17 protein-coding genes and 2 pseudogenes are annotated in these 19,385 nt (G+C 69.9%); 11 read left to right on the top strand and 8 right to left on the bottom strand.

Annotated elements, in window-relative coordinates; translation table 11 throughout:
• Positions 1–284: 284 nt before the first annotated feature.
• From D6270_RS27070 to D6270_RS27060, 3 genes are all read right to left on the bottom strand, one after another.
• Positions 285–2,585, bottom strand: a complete 2,301-nt coding sequence (locus D6270_RS27070; RefSeq protein ID WP_109167256.1) for an ABC transporter permease — start codon at positions 2,583–2,585, stop codon at positions 285–287.
• Between the two features lie 113 nt (positions 2,586–2,698).
• The gene (locus D6270_RS27065; protein WP_109163081.1) at positions 2,699–3,385 is read right to left on the bottom strand and encodes an ABC transporter ATP-binding protein; all 687 of its coding nucleotides are present in this window, start codon (positions 3,383–3,385) and stop codon (positions 2,699–2,701) included.
• Positions 3,382–3,909 (bottom strand): PadR family transcriptional regulator, encoded by a 528-nt coding sequence (locus D6270_RS27060; protein ID WP_109163082.1) that lies wholly within the window; start codon positions 3,907–3,909, stop codon positions 3,382–3,384. The genes D6270_RS27065 and D6270_RS27060 overlap by 4 nt, the downstream gene beginning before the upstream one ends.
• A gap of 81 nt (positions 3,910–3,990) precedes the next feature.
• Here D6270_RS27060 and D6270_RS27055 point away from each other — a divergent pair, with 81 nt between their 5' ends.
• From D6270_RS27055 to D6270_RS27015, 8 genes are all read left to right on the top strand, one after another.
• Positions 3,991–4,419 (top strand): SpoIIE family protein phosphatase, encoded by a 429-nt coding sequence (locus tag D6270_RS27055; RefSeq protein ID WP_225976957.1) that lies wholly within the window; start codon positions 3,991–3,993, stop codon positions 4,417–4,419.
• A gap of 183 nt (positions 4,420–4,602) precedes the next feature.
• Positions 4,603–5,763, top strand: a complete 1,161-nt coding sequence (locus D6270_RS27050; protein WP_109163084.1) for an acyl-CoA dehydrogenase family protein — start codon at positions 4,603–4,605, stop codon at positions 5,761–5,763.
• Positions 5,760–6,533 (top strand): PIG-L deacetylase family protein, encoded by a 774-nt coding sequence (locus D6270_RS27045; RefSeq protein ID WP_109163085.1) that lies wholly within the window; start codon positions 5,760–5,762, stop codon positions 6,531–6,533. Before D6270_RS27050 ends, D6270_RS27045 begins: the two co-directional genes overlap by 4 nt.
• On the top strand, positions 6,530–7,156 hold the full coding sequence (locus tag D6270_RS27040; RefSeq protein WP_109163086.1) for a class I SAM-dependent methyltransferase: 627 nt from the start codon (positions 6,530–6,532) through the stop codon (positions 7,154–7,156). The genes D6270_RS27045 and D6270_RS27040 overlap by 4 nt, the downstream gene beginning before the upstream one ends.
• Complete coding sequence (locus D6270_RS27035) at positions 7,153–7,860, top strand: glycosyltransferase family 2 protein (RefSeq protein WP_109163087.1); 708 nt, start codon at positions 7,153–7,155, stop codon at positions 7,858–7,860. Before D6270_RS27040 ends, D6270_RS27035 begins: the two co-directional genes overlap by 4 nt.
• A 579-nt stretch (positions 7,861–8,439) precedes the next feature.
• The gene (locus D6270_RS27025; RefSeq protein ID WP_109163089.1) at positions 8,440–9,393 is read left to right on the top strand and encodes a helix-turn-helix domain-containing protein; all 954 of its coding nucleotides are present in this window, start codon (positions 8,440–8,442) and stop codon (positions 9,391–9,393) included.
• Between the two features lie 14 nt (positions 9,394–9,407).
• A complete protein-coding gene (locus tag D6270_RS27020; RefSeq protein ID WP_109163090.1) occupies positions 9,408–9,869 on the top strand; it encodes a cupin domain-containing protein in 462 nt (153 codons plus the stop codon).
• A complete protein-coding gene (locus D6270_RS27015) occupies positions 9,866–10,396 on the top strand; it encodes a sigma-70 family RNA polymerase sigma factor (protein WP_109163091.1) in 531 nt (176 codons plus the stop codon). The genes D6270_RS27020 and D6270_RS27015 overlap by 4 nt, the downstream gene beginning before the upstream one ends.
• Before the next feature lie 53 nt (positions 10,397–10,449).
• On the opposite strand, the gene D6270_RS27010 is transcribed toward D6270_RS27015, so the two are convergent.
• From D6270_RS27010 to D6270_RS33405, 3 genes are all read right to left on the bottom strand, one after another.
• A complete protein-coding gene (locus D6270_RS27010; protein WP_151414730.1) occupies positions 10,450–11,646 on the bottom strand; it encodes an FAD-dependent monooxygenase in 1,197 nt (398 codons plus the stop codon).
• A gap of 736 nt (positions 11,647–12,382) precedes the next feature.
• Positions 12,383–13,243: a glycoside hydrolase family 16 protein gene (locus D6270_RS27005; protein WP_109163092.1), complete on the bottom strand. Its 861-nt coding sequence runs from the start codon at positions 13,241–13,243 to the stop codon at positions 12,383–12,385.
• A 176-nt stretch (positions 13,244–13,419) separates the two neighbouring features.
• A complete protein-coding gene (locus D6270_RS33405; RefSeq protein WP_162600259.1) occupies positions 13,420–13,695 on the bottom strand; it encodes a hypothetical protein in 276 nt (91 codons plus the stop codon).
• Between D6270_RS33405 and D6270_RS27000 the strand changes: the two are divergent.
• Positions 13,684–14,495 (top strand): annotated as a pseudogene (locus D6270_RS27000) (IS5 family transposase); the annotation flags it as partial. The gene D6270_RS33405 and the pseudogene D6270_RS27000 overlap by 12 nt on opposite strands.
• Before the next feature lie 270 nt (positions 14,496–14,765).
• Here D6270_RS27000 and D6270_RS26995 read toward each other — a convergent pair.
• Together D6270_RS26995 and D6270_RS26990 are read right to left on the bottom strand one after the other, a co-directional pair.
• Positions 14,766–15,413 carry a class F sortase gene (locus D6270_RS26995; protein WP_109163093.1) on the bottom strand — a complete coding sequence of 216 codons (648 nt, stop codon included), beginning with the start codon at positions 15,411–15,413 and terminating at the stop codon, positions 14,766–14,768.
• 52 nt (positions 15,414–15,465) lie between these two features.
• Positions 15,466–16,083 carry a hypothetical protein gene (locus D6270_RS26990; RefSeq protein ID WP_109163094.1) on the bottom strand — a complete coding sequence of 206 codons (618 nt, stop codon included), beginning with the start codon at positions 16,081–16,083 and terminating at the stop codon, positions 15,466–15,468.
• 184 nt (positions 16,084–16,267) lie between these two features.
• Here D6270_RS26990 and D6270_RS33400 point away from each other — a divergent pair.
• A pseudogene (locus D6270_RS33400) lies at positions 16,268–16,453 on the top strand (transposase); the annotation flags it as partial.
• Positions 16,454–17,267: 814 nt separating this feature from the next.
• A complete protein-coding gene (locus D6270_RS32605) occupies positions 17,268–19,376 on the top strand; it encodes an eCIS core domain-containing protein (protein WP_158650552.1) in 2,109 nt (702 codons plus the stop codon).
• Positions 19,377–19,385 lie beyond the last annotated feature (9 nt).

Raw genomic sequence — 19,385 nt, 5'->3', positions numbered from 1 at the left:
TTTGGGCCTGCGGCGGGCTACGAGCCACGGGCCCGGCGGACGGTCGCGGCCACACGAAGATCGCGTCGATGGTGGCGCTTCCCCGTGCGCGCAGGGCAGCGTGACCGGCACCGGCGCGAACTGCTCCATATGCTGTCGGACGGCTCGGGCCACGCCGGCCGGCAGCGGCACGTCCCGGACCTTGCGGCCCTTCGGAAGCGCGAAGCACAGTTTCGCTCGCACCGTCCTGATCTGCCGTCGAGCATGGACGACTTCCTTCTCGAAGTCGACGTCGTCCGCCTGGGTTACTCCGTGCGCAGGCCGTCCGGGCGCATCAGGCGGAGTAGCGGGGGGATACTGAGAGCTGTTACGGCCAGGACCGCTGCTGCGCCGATGGCTGTCATGGCCAGCACGCTCGTCCAGTCCACGCTGATCGCGGTGTCCGTCATCTTGAGAAGGACGCTGCCCAGGGTGAGGCCCATGATCAGGGCCAGGGCCAGGCCCAGGGCGACCGGGATCGCGGTCTGCCAGAGCACCGACAGGCTCAGCGTGCGGCGCCGGGTGCCGAAGGCGACCAGCGCCGACAGCAGTTTCCTCCGCTCGCGCAGTTGTTCCAGCTGGGAGACCAGCAGGCTCGCCCCGATCAGCGCGAGGACGCAGGCCGCGCCGACGAAGAGGCCGGTGCGAAGGGAGTCGTAGCTCTGCGATCGTTCGTTCTGCGCGTAGATCGTGGGGCTGGCGAGCGGGTGTATCTCCGCGACTGCGTTGCGCACCACCTCGTGCACCTCCGGGGCCGACCGGTCGAGTCTGACGTAAATCACTCCGCTGATGTCGGAGGCGACTGCGGTGGGCAACGCCTTCGTGGTCATCAGGAAGCCGGTCCGCTCCCAGCCCGTCGGGCCCTTGTACGGGACGGCCCTCTTGATGTCCCGCGGTACCGTCCATGCCGCCTCGGTGCCCTTCCCGGAGCCTTCGATGGTCGGGTTGACGAAGAGTTCGCGGCCGGGTTCGGCGAGCTTCACGGTCTCACCGTCGGGCCAGGATCCGTGCAGGGTAAATGCGTCTCCCTCGCGGCATGATGGCAGTTTCGCCACCTCGCGCAGGGCGGCGCAGTCGCCGACGGTGAGTCCCACGGACGACTCGGGGTTCTCCCGGCCGGCACCGAGCGAGGTGGTGGACACCGCGACGGCGCCGCGCACACCAGGGGTGCCGGCGAGCTTGCGCTGTGCCTCCGCGAGGGCGGCGCCCTTCGGTATGGAGACCTCCATCTGGGCGCGCGAGACATCCTGGCCGGTGGGCTCCGTGAAGTTGTCCTGGACGCCGGAGAACAGCATCTGCAGAGCGATGGCTCCGGCCACCGCCACCGCGATGCCGTTGACCATGCGGGCCGCGGTGCCACTGCTCAGCTGGAGCCTGCGTACGGCCAGCTGCCAGGAGACCGGACCCGAGTTCAGGCGGCCCACGACATTTTCCACGACCCAGGGAAGCAGCGCGGTGACACCGACGAGGAGCAGGATGACACCACCGGCGACCATGTACTCGTTGAATGTGCCGTTGCCGCCGCCCTGGCCGATCATCGGGGCGAGCAGGCCGAGGCCGCCCAGCGGCAGCAGCAACCGCCACCACAGCCGGCGTCGCGCCGGCTTGGTCGTGCGCACCACGCCGAGCGGCTCGATGACCACTCCGCGCAGGGCCAGCAGCGTCACCGCGACCGCCGCCGCCGGGACCGCGACGGCGATCAGGACGGCGAGCGCGGGCGCCGGGTCGAGGTAGCTCGGGAAGACGCTGACCCCGAAGAGCTCGACGGAGCCGGCGACCTGGCGACCGATCAGGAAGAACCCGATGCCGAAAGCCAGCCCGAGAAGGGCGCCGCCGAGTGCCTCGCCCGCCGCGATCCGGCGGGTCATCCGGCTGTCGGCGCCGACGAGCCTGAGCGCGGCGAGCCTCCGGTCGCGCCGCTCGCCGCCTAAGCGCACGGCCGTGGCGATGAAGACGCCGACCGGCATCAGCAGCACCACGAAGACGAGGAGGACGAGCAGGAGCAGGACCGGATCCGTCTCCTGCGAGGGCGCCTTCGTCGCCCGGAAGGTGTCGATGCGTGAGATGGCGGAGTCATCGACGAACTCGGCCAGGCTCTGGCCGCCCGTGTAGTAGGCGAGTTCGGCCGAGCCGATCAGACCGCTCTCACCGATGCTGCCGGTGATGCGGTAAGGGATCCGTTCGCGCAGCAGTTCGGCGTCCTTGGAGTCCAGCAGTTCCTTGAGCGCGGGGGATACGAACATCTCGCCGGGTGCGGGGAATCTCTTGATCCCGGGCGGCAGCGGTGCCCGCAGGCCCTCGGGTTCCAGCTGGCGGCCGCGTACGTCCAGGCCGCGAAACTCGGTGTCGACGTTCGCGACCAGCACCGTGCTGTCGGACTTGGCCGGCTCGGCGTCGCCTATCGCCACGTCCATGCGCGCGTACTCGCGGTCCTCCCGCGCCTGCATCGCGTTCGGGATCGCGGTGGTGAGCAGCAGTAGCGCCACCCCGAGCCCCACGCCGACACCGGTGAGCAGGGCGCGTACCCAGCCCTCGCGGCCGCCGGTGAACGCGAACTTGAGGCCCATGGCCAGGTCTCCCGGCCACTGCCGGAGCTTGGAGGGCTTTTCCTCGGGATCTTCCCCGGCGTACCAGTCCGAGGGGCCCTCGGTCGGGGGAACCGTGGGCGATGCGGGGAGGCTCATACGGCGTGCTCCATGTCCCGGGACTTCCCGTCCCGCACGACGATCTCGCGGTCGGAGTACGCGGCCACCCGGGTCTCGTGCGTGACGAGGACGACGGCCGCGTTGGTGGACCGGGCGGCCTCCGTGAGCAGTTCCATCACGCGTTCGCCGTTGAGGGAGTCGAGGGCGCCGGTGGGCTCGTCCGCGAACAGCACCCGCGGGCTGGTGACCAGGGAGCGGGCCACAGCGACGCGCTGGCCCTGGCCGCCGGAGACCTCGCCGGGCCGCTTGCCCGCCAGATCGTCGACCTCCAGGCGCTCCATCCAGGCCAGGGCGGCGCCCTCGGCCTCCTTGCGCCGGACGCCGTTCAGCCGCAGCGGCAGGGCCACATTCTCGGCACAGGTCAGCTCGGGCACCAACTGGCCGAACTGGAAGACGAACCCGAACTCCGAGCGCCTCAACGCGCTGCGCTGGGAGTCGTTCATGGCTGCCATCTCCCGACCGCCGTAGGTGATCGAGCCCGAGTCGGGCGTCACGATGCCGGCGAGACAGTGCAGGAGGGTCGACTTGCCGGACCCCGAGGGGCCCATCACGGCGACGACCTCGCCCGGGTGGATGGAGAAGCCGGCGCCGTCGAGGGCATTGGTGGGGCCGTACGCCTTGCGCAGGTCGTGGGCCACGAGCAGGGAGCCTGCGGGCGTCATCGGGTCGTCACCGCCTCGGCGAGTCCACCCAGGCGCGCGGCGGTGAGTTGGAGCCATCGTAGGACGGCTTCGAGATGGAAGAGAGCGTGGTCGCAGATCAGCTGATCGGCGAGATCGCCCTTGAGTTTGCGGTCGGTGAGGATGCGCATCATGCGCAGGTGTTCGGAGCGCTGGGTGTCGAGGATCTCCGACGCGTTGCGGTGCGTCAGGAGGGCGAGGACAACCTTCGTGTAAAGGGTCGACTGGAGGTAGGGCTCGGGCTTCTCCGGTGTGGCGAGCCACCGCTGGACGTCGGTGACGCCCTCCTCAGTGATCGCGTACCGCTTGCGTTCGGGGCCTGTGCCCGTCTCTGTACCGTCGACCTCCACGAGGCCGTTCTTCAACAGCCGGGACATCGTCGAATAGACCTGGCCGTAGTGGAGCGGCCGGTCGTGACCGAACTTCTCGTCGAAGGCCCGCTTCAGGTCGTAACCGTGTCGGGGACCGGACTCCAGGAGCCCTAAGAGGGTGTGACCGATGGACATGCGGAGCACTATACACCGCGTGTATACGTGGCGCGTATACGTGAGGTGCATAGATTCTTCCCGACGGCCCGTTCCTGCAGGTTGGAGCTCAAGCTGGCCCGCCGGCCCTGCCGCCACTTCAGTACCTCATGGCAGCTGGTGGCGGTGGAGGCGCCCGCCCTCTTCCGCCGGGCCGACGTACGCGTGCACCAGGTCGGCACCCCGGGGACCCCTCTCGGGGTCCTGGACCGCGTCGGACTCGTCGACGTCCGCTTCCGGCCGGCCCTCGGCGATCTGCTGCCGCTCCGCACCGACGGCGCCTGCGAGGCACGTCCCCGCCCCGGCACACCGTCCGGCCGGTGGCAGCGGGTGTTCGGTGACGCCGAGCTCGCCGCCGCGCTGTCCGGCACGTGCGGACGGGACGCGGAAGCGACCGTGAAAGGCGTCGGTAAGGCCTTGGCCGACCACCATGACGGCTGGACCAGCGACGACACCGCCCTGCTCGCCTTGCGCGTACTCGCGTCCTCCTGACTCCCGGGTTCCGGGCGGTCCGCCACCGCCATCAGGTGTGGTGCCGCCATCCAGGGGCACCCAGAAGCGCGGGCCGCCGGAAAAGGTGAACGTGGAAACGCACACACTGCCGCCGACTTGCCCAGGGGCAGTGGGTCCCTGGCGGCCGATGGCCGGTGAGCGATGGAGCAAGGAGTGCCGCCGATGAATGATGCGATCCCTCTTACGGCAGGCGTCGAGACCTCCGAGGGCGGAGGTTCGGCCGCCCTCCCGGTCCGCCGTGCGGCGGACCGGTTCACCCGGTTCGTCGACGCCGTGACGGCAGGCACCGTCGAGGCGCCGTTGCCGGGCGGTGGCCGGACCTCCGCCCGGTTCGATGTGCTGTCCGCGGTGGCGGAGGACGACCTGTGCGCCGCCCGGCTGGTGGAGGGCCACCTCGACGCCGTGGCGATCCTGGCCGAGCTGGACGACGATCCGGTGGCGCCCGGCCAGTACTGGGCGGTGTGGGCCGCCGAACCGCCGGGCTCCGGGCTGACCGCGACCCGCGGCCCGGACGGCTGGGTGCTCAACGGTCTCAAGTCGTACTGCTCCGGAGCGCACAGCTGCACCCACGCCCTGGTCACCGCCACGGCGGAGGACGGCCGGCGGCTCTTCGCCGTCCGCACCGGCATCCCGGAGGCCGTCCGTACGGGCGTCCCGGAAAACGTCGGTACCGGCGCCCCGGAGGCCGTCCGTACGGGCGTCCCTGAAACCGTCGGTACCGGCGCCCCGGAAGCGGAAGCGGAGGCGGGTGAGAGAGGCCCAGGATGCACGCCGGTCCCCGGCACCTGGCGGGCCATCGGCATGGCCGGCAGCGACAGCCCCGACGTCCGCTTCACCGACGTTCCGGCCACCCCGGTCGGCGGGGTGGAGGCGTATCTGCGCCGCCCCGGCTTCCACCACGGCGGGGTCGGCGTGGCCGCGTGCTGGTACGGCGGGGCACGGGCGGTGGCCCGGGTGTTGTTCACCCGGGCGGAGCGGCGCGCTGACCCGTTCACCGATGCCCACGTCGGCGCGGTGGACCTGCGGCTGTACACGGCCGGTACGGTGCTGCGCCGGGCGGCCGAGGAGATCGACCTCGACCCGCTCGACAAGGCCGGAGCGGCCGGACTGCGTGCGCTGCGGGTACGGGCCCTGGTGGCGGAGGTGTGCTCCGAGGTCCTGGACCACGTGGGCCGGGCGACCGGCGCGGGGCCGCTGTGCCATGACGAGCGGCACGCGCGGGCCGTGACCGACCTCGGCGTCTACGTGCGCCAGCACCATGCGGAACGGGACCTGGCGGCTCTGGGCGGGCTGGTCGCCCGCGGACCGGAGGAGGGCCGATGAGCACGGTGGAGGGCAGGAGCCCCGAGGGCCACGCGGACGCGATCCAGGCGCCCGGCACGGACGAGGCGCTCTGGCGCGCGTGGCACGGCTGGGACCGGCTCCCGGACTACGCGCTGCCGGAGGAGGGGCGGGTGGTGGTGGTCGCCGCCCATCCCGACGACGAGGTGCTGGGTGTGGGCGGCACCATCGCCCGGCTGGTGGCGGCCGGTCTCGCCGTGACCGTGGTGTCGGTCACCGACGGCGAGGGCTCCCACCCGGACTCGCTCGTCCTCTCCCCCGCCGAGCTCGCCGAACTGCGGGCCCGGGAGCTGGAGGAGGCACTGGCCGAGCTGGGCGCGGCAGGGGCCGAGATCGTACGGCTGAGGCTGCCCGACACGGGGGTGGGCGATCACGAGGATGTACTCGCCCGCGAACTGGCCGCCCTGCTGCCCGGTGCGGCACTCTGCCTGGCACCGTGGACCGAGGACGTGCACGGCGACCACGAGGCGGCCGGCCGCGCCGCCCTGGCCGCCGCCCGGACGACAGGCGTGCCGTGCGCGCTGTATCCGGTCTGGATGTGGCACTGGGCCGAACCCGGTGACAGCAGGGTTCCGTGGGAGCGGGCCGCCCGGATCGTCCTGCCGTCTGCGGCGCAGGCCCTCAAGCGGGCCGCCGTCAGCCGGTTCGCCACGCAGATCCGGCCGCTGGGCCCGGCGCCGCAGGACGCGGCCGTACTGCCTCCGGAGGAGCTGACGCACCATCTGCGCGGCTGGGAGGTGGTCTTCGTATGAACCGCCCCGGCACGCCGGCCACGTACTTCGACGCCATGTACGGCTCCGCGGAGGACCCGTGGAGCCTGACCGAGCGGTGGTACGAGCGCCGCAAGTACGACCTGACCGTCGCGGCCCTGCCGCTGCCGCGCTACCGCCGGGCGTTCGAACCCGGTTGCTCCGTCGGGGAACTCACCCGCCGGCTGGCGGACCGCTGCGCCACCGTGCTCGCCTGTGACCGGGTGGAGTCCGCAGTCAGGACCGCACGCCGTCGCACCGCTGCTCTCCCCAACGTGTCGGTGCACCACATGCTGCTGCCCGAGGAGTGGCCCGAGGGCTCCTTCGACCTGATCGTGCTCTCCGAACTGCTCTACTACCTGGACGAGTTGACGCTCGGCACGGTGCTGGAGCGGACGGTGTCGTCCCTGGAACCGGAGGGCACTCTGGTCACCGTCCACTGGAACCATCCGGTGGAGGAGCATCTGACCACCGGCGCCGGGATCGCGCGACGCGTCGCGGACCAGCCCGGCCTCGCCCTCCTCGCCGACCACCGCGAGGAGGACTTCGTCCTCCAGGTCCACCGGCGGACCTCCGCGGACGGCGGACGGCCCGCCGGGGTCGCCGCGCGCGAGGGGCTGGTGTGAGCGCGAGGACCGTCGTCGTGGTCGTTCCCGCCCACGACGAGGAGGCGTTGCTGCCGGCGGCGCTCGCCGCGATCGGCCGGGCGGCCCGCCACCCCGCTCTCGGCGCGACGCGGGTCCTGACCGTCGTGGTGGCGGACGCCTGCCGGGACCGTACGGCAGCGGTGGCCAGGGACGCCGGGGCGCTCGTGGTCGACGCCGCCTTCCGCAATCCCGGCCGGGCCAGGGCGGTCGGCGTCCGCCACGCCCTGGCCCGGGCCGATGCCGCGGCGCCCGTCACCTGGATCACGACGACCGACGCCGACAGCGTGGTCCCGCGCAACTGGCTGGCCCACCAGTTGGCCGAGGCCCGCGAAGGCTGGCAGGCGGTCGTCGGAACCATCGCCCTGCCGTCCACCTCACCGCTGGCCACGCCCCACCGCATCCGGTACGAGGCCACCCGGCCGCCGGCCGGAACCCCCTGGGCGCACCCGCACGTCCACGGCGCCAACCTCGGGGTCGCCACCGCCGCCTACCTGGACGTGGGCGGCTTCCCCTCGCTGGCCACCGGCGAGGACCACGCCTTGGTCGAGGCCCTCGAACGCCGGGGCCACCGTGTGCTGCGGACCGCCCACTGCCCTGTCCTCACCTCGCCCCGGCTCCAGGCCCGCGCCCACGGCGGCTTCGGCGACTACCTCGCCGCGATGCCCCGCCCAGCGGAGGCGTGAGGGGCGGGCGGCACGGGTGCCCGGCCCCTCCGGCCTCCGGGCCACCTCTTGATCCCGTGCTCCGCCGCCCAGTCGTACACGACGTCCTCGGGGCCCTTCCGGTCCTTGTCCACCAGACGGTTGCCCTGGAGTGGGCGGCCGGGGCGGCCGTCCGGCGTTGCGGTGGATGATCTCCACCGCCGGCGCTGGGTGTCGGGAAGCGGGTGGTGTTCGTCGGCCAGGGCGTCTTCTGGAGAACCGTCGTCACCCCTCTCAGTGCCTAGGGCGCCTCCTGCAGGTCCGCACGCAGCCCTAGCACGGTGGCGCCGATCGCGCGGAACAGACCCGGCCCGCACAGCCGCGTCCACCAGCCGACTCCAGTCGATCGCCAACGAGCGTGAACACAGCTCGAAGTCCATCAAGGCGGTTAGCGCGATCTCGATACCGGTGCTGCGCCCAGCGTTCGGCCGTCGCACGCCGGCGCGACCGATCCGTCCATCGCGTGCACCGGCGCCCGGCCGGTCAGGTGTGGGCCGTGCGTCGTTGCGGCACCCGCCGAACACCGTGCCCGAACAGAAGTGTCCCCGTTACCATCGACCAGTGATCGGCAACCTTGAGTCGTTCCAGGACGAGCTGGCCTCCAGCGGGTTTCCGCCGCTGGTCAACAAGCTGGCCGGGGCCGGCTTCCGGGGCAGGGCCGCCATCCGTGACCTCGGGCCGCTGCGGCTGGTCTCCCTCGACACGCCCGAGAGCGCCTGCATCGGGCGGGAGCGCGACGCCTGCGGCGGCGAGAACCTGGCGGTCAAGGTGATGGCCCGGGGCCGGACGCGGATCGAGCAAGGGCGCGGCGACGCCGAACTCGGGCCGACCGACTTGGTGCTGCTCGATCCCACGCGTGCGCTCCGGTTCGAGAGCACCGCCGCGGCACACGTCACCATCCTGGTTCCGCGCCGTGAGCTTCGGATCCGGCCCGCGCAGATCGACCGGCTCATCGGCGTACGCATCGACGGCACCCATGGCCCGGGCGCCCTCGTCTCCGTGCTGGCCCGGGAGTCGGCGCGGTGGGCGACCGAGTTCCGCGAGGCGGAGGCGCTGAGGTCGGCGGCGGCCGTCGTCGAACTGATCGCGGTCGCGCTGGAGGCCCGGCTCGGCGACGATCAACCGGCCCCGGACGGACGGCTGCGGAGCCGGATCGCCGGCTACATCGAGGCCCGGCTGGCCGATCCCGACCTGTCCCCGCCCAGCATCGCCGCCGCCCACAACATGTCCGTACGCCGGCTGCACAAGCTGTTCGAGGACCAGCCGCTCACCGTCGCGGCCCTGATCCGCCACCGACGCCTGGAGCGCTGCCGGGCCGAGCTGACCGAAAGCGGACGTACGGTCACCGCCGTGGCCGCCCGATGGGGATTCTCCGATCCCACCCATTTCAGCAAGCTCTTCAAGGCGACTTACGGCTACAACGCCCGTGCACTGGTAACCAGCAACCGTGCACGGACGGCCAGGACGCGCACAGCCGGCCCGGATGAGGATGGTGGTGACCAAGGCAGGCACTAGCAAGAGGAGAGACCGTGGCTAAGGTGAACATCGTCCGACCCGGTGAGGGCGAGATCCTCGGCAGCGGGGCGCAGCAGATCCGCATCCTGGAGAGCGGCGAGCACACCGACCACCGGCTGGGGTTCGCCGAGGTCACCATCCCGCCGGGCACCCCAAGCCCGTTGCAGCATCGCCATGCCCAGCATGACGAGGGCTTCTACGTGCTGGCGGGAACCTTCCGGTTCACCGTCGGCGAGGACCAGTACGACGCCGGGCCGGGCACCTGGGTCATCGTGCCGACCGGGGCGCCGCACACGTTCGCCAACGTCGGCGACGAGAACGCGGTCATGCTGAACACCTTCACGCCGGACCTGTACGTGCAGTACTTCCGCGACTTCAAGGCCATGATCGATTCCGGGCAGCCGGTCAACGCCGAGACCATGCAACCGCTCTGGAAGAACTACGCCACCGAGATCTCGAAAGAGTACGCCCCGTGAAGCGCCTTCCGAACGACCGCTACGGCGGTCCGGAGGTGATGCGGCTCGCTGAGTTCGAGCCACCATGGCCGGGTCCGGATGAGGTACTCGTCGGCGTCGGAGCGGCGGCCGCCAACTCGCTGGGCTGGAAGATGCGCAACCGCCAGATGAAGCTGATGACCGGCCGCTCCTTTCCCCGGGCGATGGGGCACGACTCCGCCGGAGTCGTCGCGGCGGTCGGCACCGGCGTCACCCGCCTGAAGGCCGGCGACGCGGTACCCGGCCGGGCCCGTTTCCGCCAGGCGGGGACATTCGCCGGGATGGTGACGGCGCCGGAGAAGACGGTCGTGCTCAGACCGGTGGACCTCTCGTGCGCACAAGCCGCCGCCCTGGACGAACGCGAGCGCACCATCACCTCACTGCGCTTCGGACAGGGCATGACCCGGTCCGAGATCGGCAACCACCTCGGCATCTCCCAGATGCAGGTCTCCCGCATCCTCAACCGAACCCTCACCGGGCTCCGCACCAGCATGCTCACCGAAAGCTGAGGCACACGCCGGTAGATGGCCATGATGCGTACTGCCGGCGTCTCGTGCCGGTGTCATCGGCTGGCATCGGGGAAGGCAGGGAGCTGGCGCTCGGTGGCGGCGACCTGTGTGAGCTTCGCGGTCAGGGGCTTGAGCGGCGCAGAGGTCAGGAGTTTGTCGGCGAGGCGGCGTAGAGCCAGGCCGGTTTGGGTCTGTGGATAGGCGAAGTGCTTGATCCCGTGCGGCAGATGCTGAACACCGTCGACCAGAGGGCGCATCCAGGCTTGGTAGGCCAACAGGGCGGCCTCGGTGTCCCCGGGGTGTGCGGCGATCTGCGCGGCCAGGACGTATCCGCTGGTGAGAGCGAGTGATGCACCTCCCCCGCCCATCGGTGTGACACACCATCCGGCATCCCCCGCCACGACGATGTGCCCGCGGTGCCAGGTCGGCATCCTGATCTGGGTCAGCTGGTCGATGTAGAGGTCCTCGGCGGTATCGAAAGCGTCGAGGACACGGGGTGCCTGCCAGCCCGCGCCGGCATACCGTTCTCGAAGCCGGGCCAGAGCAGTTGTGCGGTCCAGGCCGGTGAGGTCGTCCCCCGGGCTGAACGAGAGGACTGCACGGGTGGTGCCGTGGCGGTCGGGCCGCAGATGGATCTGCCGTCCCCGGGTGGTGGTGTGCCAGCGCCACCGGTCGTCGTCATCCTCCGTGCGGGGGATCGTACCGAAGACCATGGTCACGTCGAGGTCGGTCCTGGTCACCTCCCCGGATGTGAAGACGCGGTCGCGCGTCGCCGAGCGCACTCCCTCGGCGACCACCAGGAGATCGCAGTCGATCTGTCGTCCGGCGGACGTGACGATGCGGACGCCTTCGGCGGAGTCCGTCACGGTCTCGATGCTGTCACCGTGAACGGAGACGACACCGGGCGGCAGGTGGTCGTGGACGGTACGGGCCAGGTCACCGCGCAGCACCTCCAGCTCGGCCGTCGCACCGTCCGGACCCACGGAAGGCAGCTCGGCCGTCACCCGGCCATCCGCATCGACGAAGACCGTCCCCCTCTCCGTCGTGTTCTGCCTCTTCACCGCCTCGAACAGCCCCATGCGGTCCAAGACCTCACGGGCAACGCCCCGCACGTCGACATTCTGCCCCCCGTCCCGGAAAGCGGGCGCCCGCTCGATCACCGTGACCTGCCACCCGAGCCGCCGCATCCAGAAAGCGACCGACAACCCGGCAATACTCCCCCCGGACACCACCACACGACGCTCGCCCATGACGCCACTCCTCTCCATCGGTGGGCCCCGGCGCGTACGCAGTACCCGCGCCCATGAACGGTCACCCGGGGACCCATGATCAACTACCCCGCAATCCCACCCGCTCAACGGCCGATCTGCCAGCGAGAGGGTGAGGCGGCGTCACGACACCCGGAGTGCGAGTCCCGCCGCAGGTGACCCATCTCTGGCACTGGGGCCAACACACCAGTTCCGCAACCGCCGCGCGTGTCGCTGTGGCGCGCGAGCGCCCAAATCCCCCCGCGGCCCAGGAATCTGGCCTCAGCCCCATCAGTAGACGGCGCTGCCTCTCGTCCGAGTGTGGCAACAACATCGCGAACTTCGGACGGGATCGATCTCGGCCCTCGCCAGATATGCGGACACCACACCAAGGAGCCGAACCGTTGGAAGCCACACGTTGATTCTCCGCGAGCTCCAAGGAGGGGACCACCTGTCGCCCCACTTTCACTACCGGTACGTCAGGCCCCCGGCCTGACGGAGCCCCCCGGGGCCAAGGTGAATCGGCGGCACAAGTCAGGGTCGACACAGCCGCGACTGGGTGAGCTGCTTGGTACCACTGCGGACCGCGTAGCCGTCCTCCCCCTGCCAGGTGCCGTTCCACAGCAGGAGGCCGCGGCCGCGCAGCGCCGGTACTTGGGAGCCGTCATGGGCGCTGGGGTCGAGTTCCGGTCCGGCGTGGTTGATGTCTCGTCCTGCCGGTGCTTGGCGCGGGTCGCGGTCAGTCGCGTCCTGTGCCGTAGAGGCGTACGTAATCGACGGTCATGGTCGCCGGGAAGCGCGTGGTGCTGTCGGGCGGTCCCGGCCAGTCGCCGCCGACCGCGACGTTCAGCAGGAGGTGCATGTCCTGCTCGAAGACCCAGTCGTGCTCGGCCGGGAGCTTGTCCGGGGTCAGGGTGAAGTAAGGTTCCCCGTCGACGGACCAGGTGACGCGTTCGGGCTCTTTGTCCACGGCGTAGGTGTGGAACGTCAGGGAGGCGTCTGCGGGGAGGGTCGTGGAACCGCCGATGCCCTTCTCGTTGTAGTACGTCGGACCGTGCGCGGTTCCGTGGACGGTGCGCGGTTCGTCACCGACGACCTCGCTGATGTCGATCTCGCCCTGGGCGGGCCACTGCGCGCCGTTGTCGCCGAGCAGCCAGATGGCCGGGAGCAGCCCGGTGCCGGTGGGCAACTTCGCCCGGACCTCCACGCGTCCGTGGTGGAGCGAGACTTTCCCGGCAGTGGTCAGGCGCGCGGAGGTCCACGGGCAGGAGTCCTGGGTGTAGCACGGCAGTTCCGCACCCTCGGGAGCGCGTCGTGCGGTGATCACCAGGTGGCCCGAGCCGTCGAGTGCCGAGTTGGCGGCATCGTCGGTGTAGTACTGCAACTCGTTGTTCCCCCACCCCTCCTCGTCCAGGTTGCCGGTCTCGGTGTTCCAGTCCTCGGCTGACGGGCGCGTCCCCGCGGGCCCGTCGAACTCTGCCTGCCAGAAGGGAGCGTCACCCTCGGCGGCTGGCCGGCCCGCGTCGGCCGGAGCGGACACACATCCGGCCAGGAGCACGCCGATGGCGCACATGATGGCGGTGCGGACATGAAGCTTCACGACGGGACTCCGTAAGCCAGGGGTGCGCGGGGTGCGGGGTTGCAGCACCCGTCGCGGATCTCCGGAAGCCTAGTGCTCCAGTGCGACTTCGTGATCCATGTGTGCGAGTGGCCGGTGAGTCGTCGTCGGTAGTGGGCGCGTCCGGCCTGTGCCTGGTGGAGTCTGCGCCAGATTGATCAGGCCAGAAGGCAGCGCGGCGTGGTCGATGGTCTGCGGAGTCTACCGATGATGTGACGGATCTCCGGGATGGTCAGGTCGCTCGGATCGCTGCTGCGGACCGGACGGTTCGGGTCGGTGCTCCGGTCAGGCGTCGCGCTGACGGCGACGGCGGTGAGGAGGGCCAGCGCGAGCATCGCCGGGTGATGTGGCGGTACCAGGACGTCCAGTGGCGGACCTGCCAGGGCGTGTCCGTATGCCGGTGGGTCGTTGGTCCGTTCGTGGTGCGTCGTCATGAAGTGACTGATCAGGCCTGGGCGGTGATCTGGCCGTTGCTGGCTCCGCCTCGGACGGGGCGGCCGGTGCGTGACCGGCGGCAGGTCCTCAACGGGATTCTGTGAAAGCTCTCCACCGGTGCCGCCTGGTGGGATCTGCCGGAACGGTACGGGCCGTGAGAGACGGTCTACGAGCGGTCCCGCCGGTGGTCGGCGGACGGGACGTGGGACCGGCCCCTGGCCCACGTCCAGCAGCACTCCGACGCGGTCGGCGAGGTCGACTGGACACTTGTGTGTGTCGACTCGACGGTCGTGCGGGCCCACCAGCACGCGGCCGGGGCCCGAAAAGGGGGCTCGGGAAAGGTGAGGCACTGGGCCGGCCCCGCGGCGGGCTGAGCACGAAGATCCACCTCGCCTGCGACGGGCAGGGCCGGCCGCTCGCCTTCACGACCACGGGCGGAAACGTGAATGACTGCGCGCAGTTCGAGCCGGTCACGGCCCGCGTCGGCGTGAAGGGGCCCGGGCCCGGCCGGCCCCGCTCCCGGCCCGACCGGGTGGCCGGCGACAAGGGCTACTCGTCCCGCAAGATCCGCGTCCACCTGCGAAAACGCGGCATCGGGTGTGTCACCCCCGAACGAACCGCCCAGATCGACGGACCCCGACGACGTAGCGAGACGCACTGCCGCCTCGACCGCGCCGCCTACCGCCGCCGCAACGTCGTCGAACGCTGCTTCGACAGACTCAAGTGGAACAGAGCCCTCGCCACCCGCTACGACAAACGAGCCCGCCACCACCAAGCCCTGGTCACCCTCGCCTGCCTACGGGCTCTGGCTCCCCACCGACATTGCGGACACGCCCTGGTGATCCAGGCAGACCTGGCCTTCTGCGGCTTGGAAGCACTCTTCTACGCACCACCTGGTCCCGGCGACGCGCACCAGCGCGGACAGAGCCACCTCGCCTGGTGACCGGCACAGGTGGAAGGCGAATTCATCGGTCACGAGGTTGCGGCGGATCGACAGGCACCGGTTCTTGTCGGCTCCGGTCCGCACCCATGCCCAGCCGAGGTAGCGGCCCGGCGTTGAACGCGGTGTTCAGGCTGTCTTCTTGAGTGAGGTGAGGTGGGCGAAGACCACCACGTTCGCCGAGTAGCCTGCCTTCTCATTGAATTGGCCGCCGCAGGTCAGGAGTCGGAGTTCGGGCCGGCCGGTGTCCCCGTACACCTTGTCGTCGGGGAACTTGTCCTTCGTGTACGTCTTCACCGCGTCCACCGTGAAGACCGCGGTTCTGCGGTCCGCCCGCACCACGTTGACCTTGTCGCCCCGGCGCAGTGCGTTGAGGTTGAGGAAGATGGCGGGACCTGTTCTGGTGTCGCGGTGGCCCACGATCAGGGCCGTTCCGTTCTCGCCGGGCGAGGGTCCCTTCTCGTACCAGCCCGTCAGCTTGGGCTTGCTCAACGGCGGGGCGCCGAGCCGTCCCTTCGCGTCGAGACTGAGCCCGGTGACCGCCGCCTCGATATAGATGGCCGGGATGGCGACCTTCAAGGGTCGGGACGGCACCAGGGGTGCGTGCGAGGCGGGCACGTGCTGGTCTGGCTGGTGCACGGCCCGCCGGAACGGTTCCCGCCCGCCGCCAACTGAGTCACCGCCACGGGCGGCGGTGGCCGGCACCGTGTCCTCGGACGAGTCCGAGGACACCCAGACGATGCCGGCCACCAGCGAGAACGTCACGCTCAGCGTCATCGTGAGACGGCACGCGCGCGTGGGCCCTCGTCGTCGCCGTCGGCGGTGAGAACTACGCCTCACCACGAGCACGGCGGCGTGCGGACCGGCGCATCATGACCAGACCCGCGGCGCCGGCAGCCCCTGCGGCCAGTACGGCCCCGGTGGTTGTGGCGTTGGAGTCGCTCTCGGAGCTGACCGATGCCATGTCCGGGACACCGCCGCCGCCCGCGGGGACGCCGCCGATGGGCTTGTGCGGCTTGCTGCCGTAGTTACCGCGGTCGCACTCGACCTTGAAGCTCCGCTGCTTCGGGCCTGCGGGGACGACCCACACCAGCTGGTAGGTGCCCTCCGGGAGCAGGTACGCCTCGCTGCGCGCACTGCCGTTGATGAGCGGAAGCCGGTCCATCAGGGTGGTACCGGGCGGCACGGTCGGAGGCTGCTCGGTGATCGTCCAGGGGACCGAGGGGAACGACTCGAAGTTGCTGGCCGACAGTACGAACTTGCAGACCTCGACCCCGCCGCGGTTCGAGTGCCAGCTGACCGAGCGGACGTCGATGTTGCCGCTGTCGCCGGGGACGGCGTAGGCAGCGGGTGCCCCGGCCAGGGAGACGCCGGCGACCGCAACGGCGACGGCGACCTTGGCCCCCGTGCGGGCGCGGCGGGAACGGACGGAACGGGAGATGCGCATGGAGGCTCCTTCAAGCCGAGATGATTGTCGTACTGATCACCTGATCGCCTAAGAAGTGCCATAAAAGTTATCTAAAGTCATATAAGACACGGGCATATGCAGAATGTCCCCTGATCGGCCCATAGCATCCAGTAGCGCTTCGTTACGTAGAGTGATCATTCCTGGTGGTGGGCATCTTCCGGCCATGAAGCTTGGGGAGGTGGAACGGCTCCGGGGTGAGTTGTCGGAGTTCGCTGCCGATGTGTTCGCCTCCTCGCCGCGACGGGATCAGCGGCGGTGGGGCGGCTGCTATCTGCCAGGTCTGATGCCGGACGGGCGGTGCAAGTCGATCCAGCCGATGGCCGAGCGACTGCCGGACGGGAACATGCAGGCGGCCCCGCGGCAGGGCGACCGCCTTCGTCGCGCGCCGGACGGCGACCTGTTGTCTGTTCCCCTTCCGCCTGTCGTATTCGGGAATGCGGCCCACCGGGTCTTCGCCTCCACGGGACAGGAAGCCTTCTTCGAGGAGCACGTGCGCTCACTCCGGATACGGGTCTGGCTACGGCAGCTTCAAGGCCGTCGTCGCCAAGTGCTGGGGCTCAGGTGGGTGTGGGTGGAAAACGACCGGTGGATAGCCTTCAGATCGCACGTCGGCATGGAGAGTTTTTACTGCCGCCCCGGCACCAACGACGCCCACAGGAAGGGCGTCTCGAGGGGCGGAGTCGATGCCTCGCCGGCTACGGCCCCAGGCCCGTCAGGCAGTCGTCACGTGAGAGGGACGCGCCCTGAGAGCGAGGGTCCGGAGCTCCCGGGCGCCGACGAAGCTGTTGCTCAGGATGCCCAGCCTGCAGCGTCCCTACGGCGCCCACGCACAGTCGATGAGAGCCTCGCCCGGCGTCCCCGACCTGCGGCCAGACACCTGGCCGAGACGGGTGATGAACAACATCATCCGTGAGGTATAGGCGGCTTGCCTGCCAGGGGCAGGACTGTCGGTGAAAGTTTGCCCTAAGGGGCCAACTCCGTTGTCATCGCGTTCAGAAGGCGTGCGTGATGGTCGGCCCGTGGTTTCTGATAGGACCACGGCACCTATACCTCAAAGCTGAGTTGGTAGTTGAGGAGCACGCATGAGGTCTCACGACAATGGGCGCGCGGACGAACGGGGCAGCTCGCAGAGAGTCGTGCGCCCAGCGTCCGCCGGCGGATTCATGGCGCTGCAGGCCAGCGTGGGCAACCGGGCAGTGCTGGAGCTGATGCGCCGACAGCGCGTAGCGGATGCGGAGCCGAGCTCAGCCGAAGGGACCTCCTTCGATGAGGTGACGTCACCTGCACCGGACCGGGCGGCTGTTGAGGCCGGACTTCGCGCGCCAGGCCGCCCTCTTGACCGTGCGACTCTGGCCCGGAAGGAAACCCAGTTCCAGGCCGATCTCACTGGTGTGCGCCTCCATACGGGGCCCTCCGCAGAGTTCGCGGCGGCCGCAGTACAGGCCCGGGCGTTCACGGTCGGCCAGGACATCGTCATCGGCAAGGACGGACGCGACTTCAAGACGCTGGACCACGAACTGACCCATACCGTCCGCAACCGTCAGGGTGCCTCGACCGGTCATGCCACGGGCAGTGGTTTCACCATGACTCATCCGGCGGACCGCGAGGAGCGGGAGGCGGAATCGAACGCTTCGCGGATGAACGCGGGTGGCCCCAGTACCGTCGTGGGCGAAGGAATACGAGCACAGCGCCCTGTTCCCGGCAGCGCCACCGTCGCCCGTCGGCTCGCGGCGGCAGCGGTCCAGCGTGCAGGCACAGAAGAGCCCCCCACGGCTGGGGAGGCGGGGCTTGAGGAAGAGGCGCCCAAGGGCAAGGAGATCATTTCTCGTCTGAGCCAGTCGATCGAGCAGCACACCGTACAGAAGAAGTCCAAGAGCAACGTCTTCGCTCCCGGCACGTGGTGGCCCGAACAGTGGATGGTCAGGGGACCGGCCCGGCTGCGGAAAACTCTGGACCGGCGGGTGATGCGTGGGGAGACATTCGGCGACGAGGAGTTGGCCGACATCAGGAGGCTGTCCGAGATCAATCCGCAGTGGCTGACCGATGTCGGGATCGGGACGTACTCAGAGGCTGAGAAGTACACCGAAGGGCCGTTCGACAACTGGCTGAAGCTGCCTGCGGGTAAGCGCGTCCTCACCGCCACGCTGGCCGTCCGTGGAAACCACCCCATCCTGAGAAACCCGGAAGTGCTCACTCCGACCGACCCCGCCTACACGCTCGGCCGGTTCATGGAGACCCGAGCCCCCGGCACTGCCCCAGCGGTGCGGCAGGTCCTGGAGCAAGAGCGCGACCAGCAGATCCGCGACACGGCGGTCGACACCCTCCACCCGGAAGGCATGGCACCCGGACGCCGCCATGAAGGCTCCGTCCCCGCGGAGGGCACTCCGCTCGGTGGGGGAGGCGCGAAAGCCCCGGATTATGCCGCGAGGGACGTCCAGGGCCGCGAAATGCTCACCAAGATACTTCTCGTCCTGCGTCACGGTCTTCAGCTCTACAATCCCGAGGGTGGCGGCCACGCGGTGGATTACGAGAAGGACGTCATTCGCGCGCTCGCGCACGGCGGACGCGTCAACGTGCGGATTCCCGCACTGAGTGAAAAGGACGAACCTGATCACTGGCTGCCCCACTTCCTGGGGGTGACCAAGGACGACACCAAGGGAGAGACCGCAGAAGGTTTCACCGAGCGGCCGTTCGCCACCCACCGCACCTCCATCAGCGCCAACAAGTCCGACGCGCGCGGCACGTTCAAGGAGAAGGGAGGCATCCTGGCATCGGTCACCAACAAGCTCGCCGTCGGAGCCGCCAGCCCCAAGCTCTGGGGCAAGGACATCTCCGGCGGCGGAATCGGCTCCAAGGACTGGAACGGCAACATGGTCCTGCCGAACGGCTCCTACGGCCATGTCCTGCTGGTCTACCACCGTCCCACGGCGGAGAGGGACGGATCCCTCCAGATCGGCATTGAGACCATCGCCCCACACGCCGCCAGCCCCGTCGGATACCAGCACGACTTCCGCTCCACCGAAGCCACCTCGAACCCTGAATCAATCCTGCACGGGCACAAGGCCGACAAAACCGGCTCCGGGGGGCTGGGCAAGAACGAACGCTACGTCGATCTCCAGCAAATGGGCGCCGCACATCAGAGCGGGGACTGGCGAACCTATCTGGAGGAAATCCAGCGCGACTGGGAAGAACAACTCGCACACACCGAGGACGACCCCGAGTCACGCCGCGCCCTCTACCAGCAACTGGTCGGGCCGCGGGCCCGGCCGTGAACACCGGGG

This window comes from Streptomyces griseus subsp. griseus (assembly GCF_003610995.1).
Taxonomy (GTDB): domain Bacteria; phylum Actinomycetota; class Actinomycetes; order Streptomycetales; family Streptomycetaceae; genus Streptomyces.
This window is presented reverse-complemented; position numbering and strand designations above follow the sequence as displayed.

What these genes read in the sequence shown, in the direction of transcription:
- D6270_RS27070 (WP_109167256.1), bottom strand. Translation starts at nt 2,585, where the DNA reads ATGGGCCTCAAGTTCGCGTTCACCGGCGGCCGCGAGGGCTGGGTACGC.
- D6270_RS27065 (WP_109163081.1), bottom strand. Translation starts at nt 3,385, where the DNA reads ATGACGCCCGCAGGCTCCCTGCTCGTGGCCCACGACCTGCGCAAGGCG.
- D6270_RS27060 (WP_109163082.1), bottom strand. Translation starts at nt 3,909, where the DNA reads ATGTCCATCGGTCACACCCTCTTAGGGCTCCTGGAGTCCGGTCCCCGA.
- D6270_RS27050 (WP_109163084.1), top strand. Translation starts at nt 4,603, where the DNA reads ATGAATGATGCGATCCCTCTTACGGCAGGCGTCGAGACCTCCGAGGGC.
- D6270_RS27045 (WP_109163085.1), top strand. Translation starts at nt 5,760, where the DNA reads ATGAGCACGGTGGAGGGCAGGAGCCCCGAGGGCCACGCGGACGCGATC.
- D6270_RS27040 (WP_109163086.1), top strand. Translation starts at nt 6,530, where the DNA reads ATGAACCGCCCCGGCACGCCGGCCACGTACTTCGACGCCATGTACGGC.
- D6270_RS27010 (WP_151414730.1), bottom strand. Translation starts at nt 11,646, where the DNA reads ATGGGCGAGCGTCGTGTGGTGGTGTCCGGGGGGAGTATTGCCGGGTTG.
- D6270_RS33405 (WP_162600259.1), bottom strand. Translation starts at nt 13,695, where the DNA reads ATGACGACGCACCACGAACGGACCAACGACCCACCGGCATACGGACAC.
- D6270_RS26995 (WP_109163093.1), bottom strand. Translation starts at nt 15,413, where the DNA reads ATGACGCTGAGCGTGACGTTCTCGCTGGTGGCCGGCATCGTCTGGGTG.
- D6270_RS26990 (WP_109163094.1), bottom strand. Translation starts at nt 16,083, where the DNA reads ATGCGCATCTCCCGTTCCGTCCGTTCCCGCCGCGCCCGCACGGGGGCC.
- D6270_RS32605 (WP_158650552.1), top strand. Translation starts at nt 17,268, where the DNA reads ATGGCGCTGCAGGCCAGCGTGGGCAACCGGGCAGTGCTGGAGCTGATG.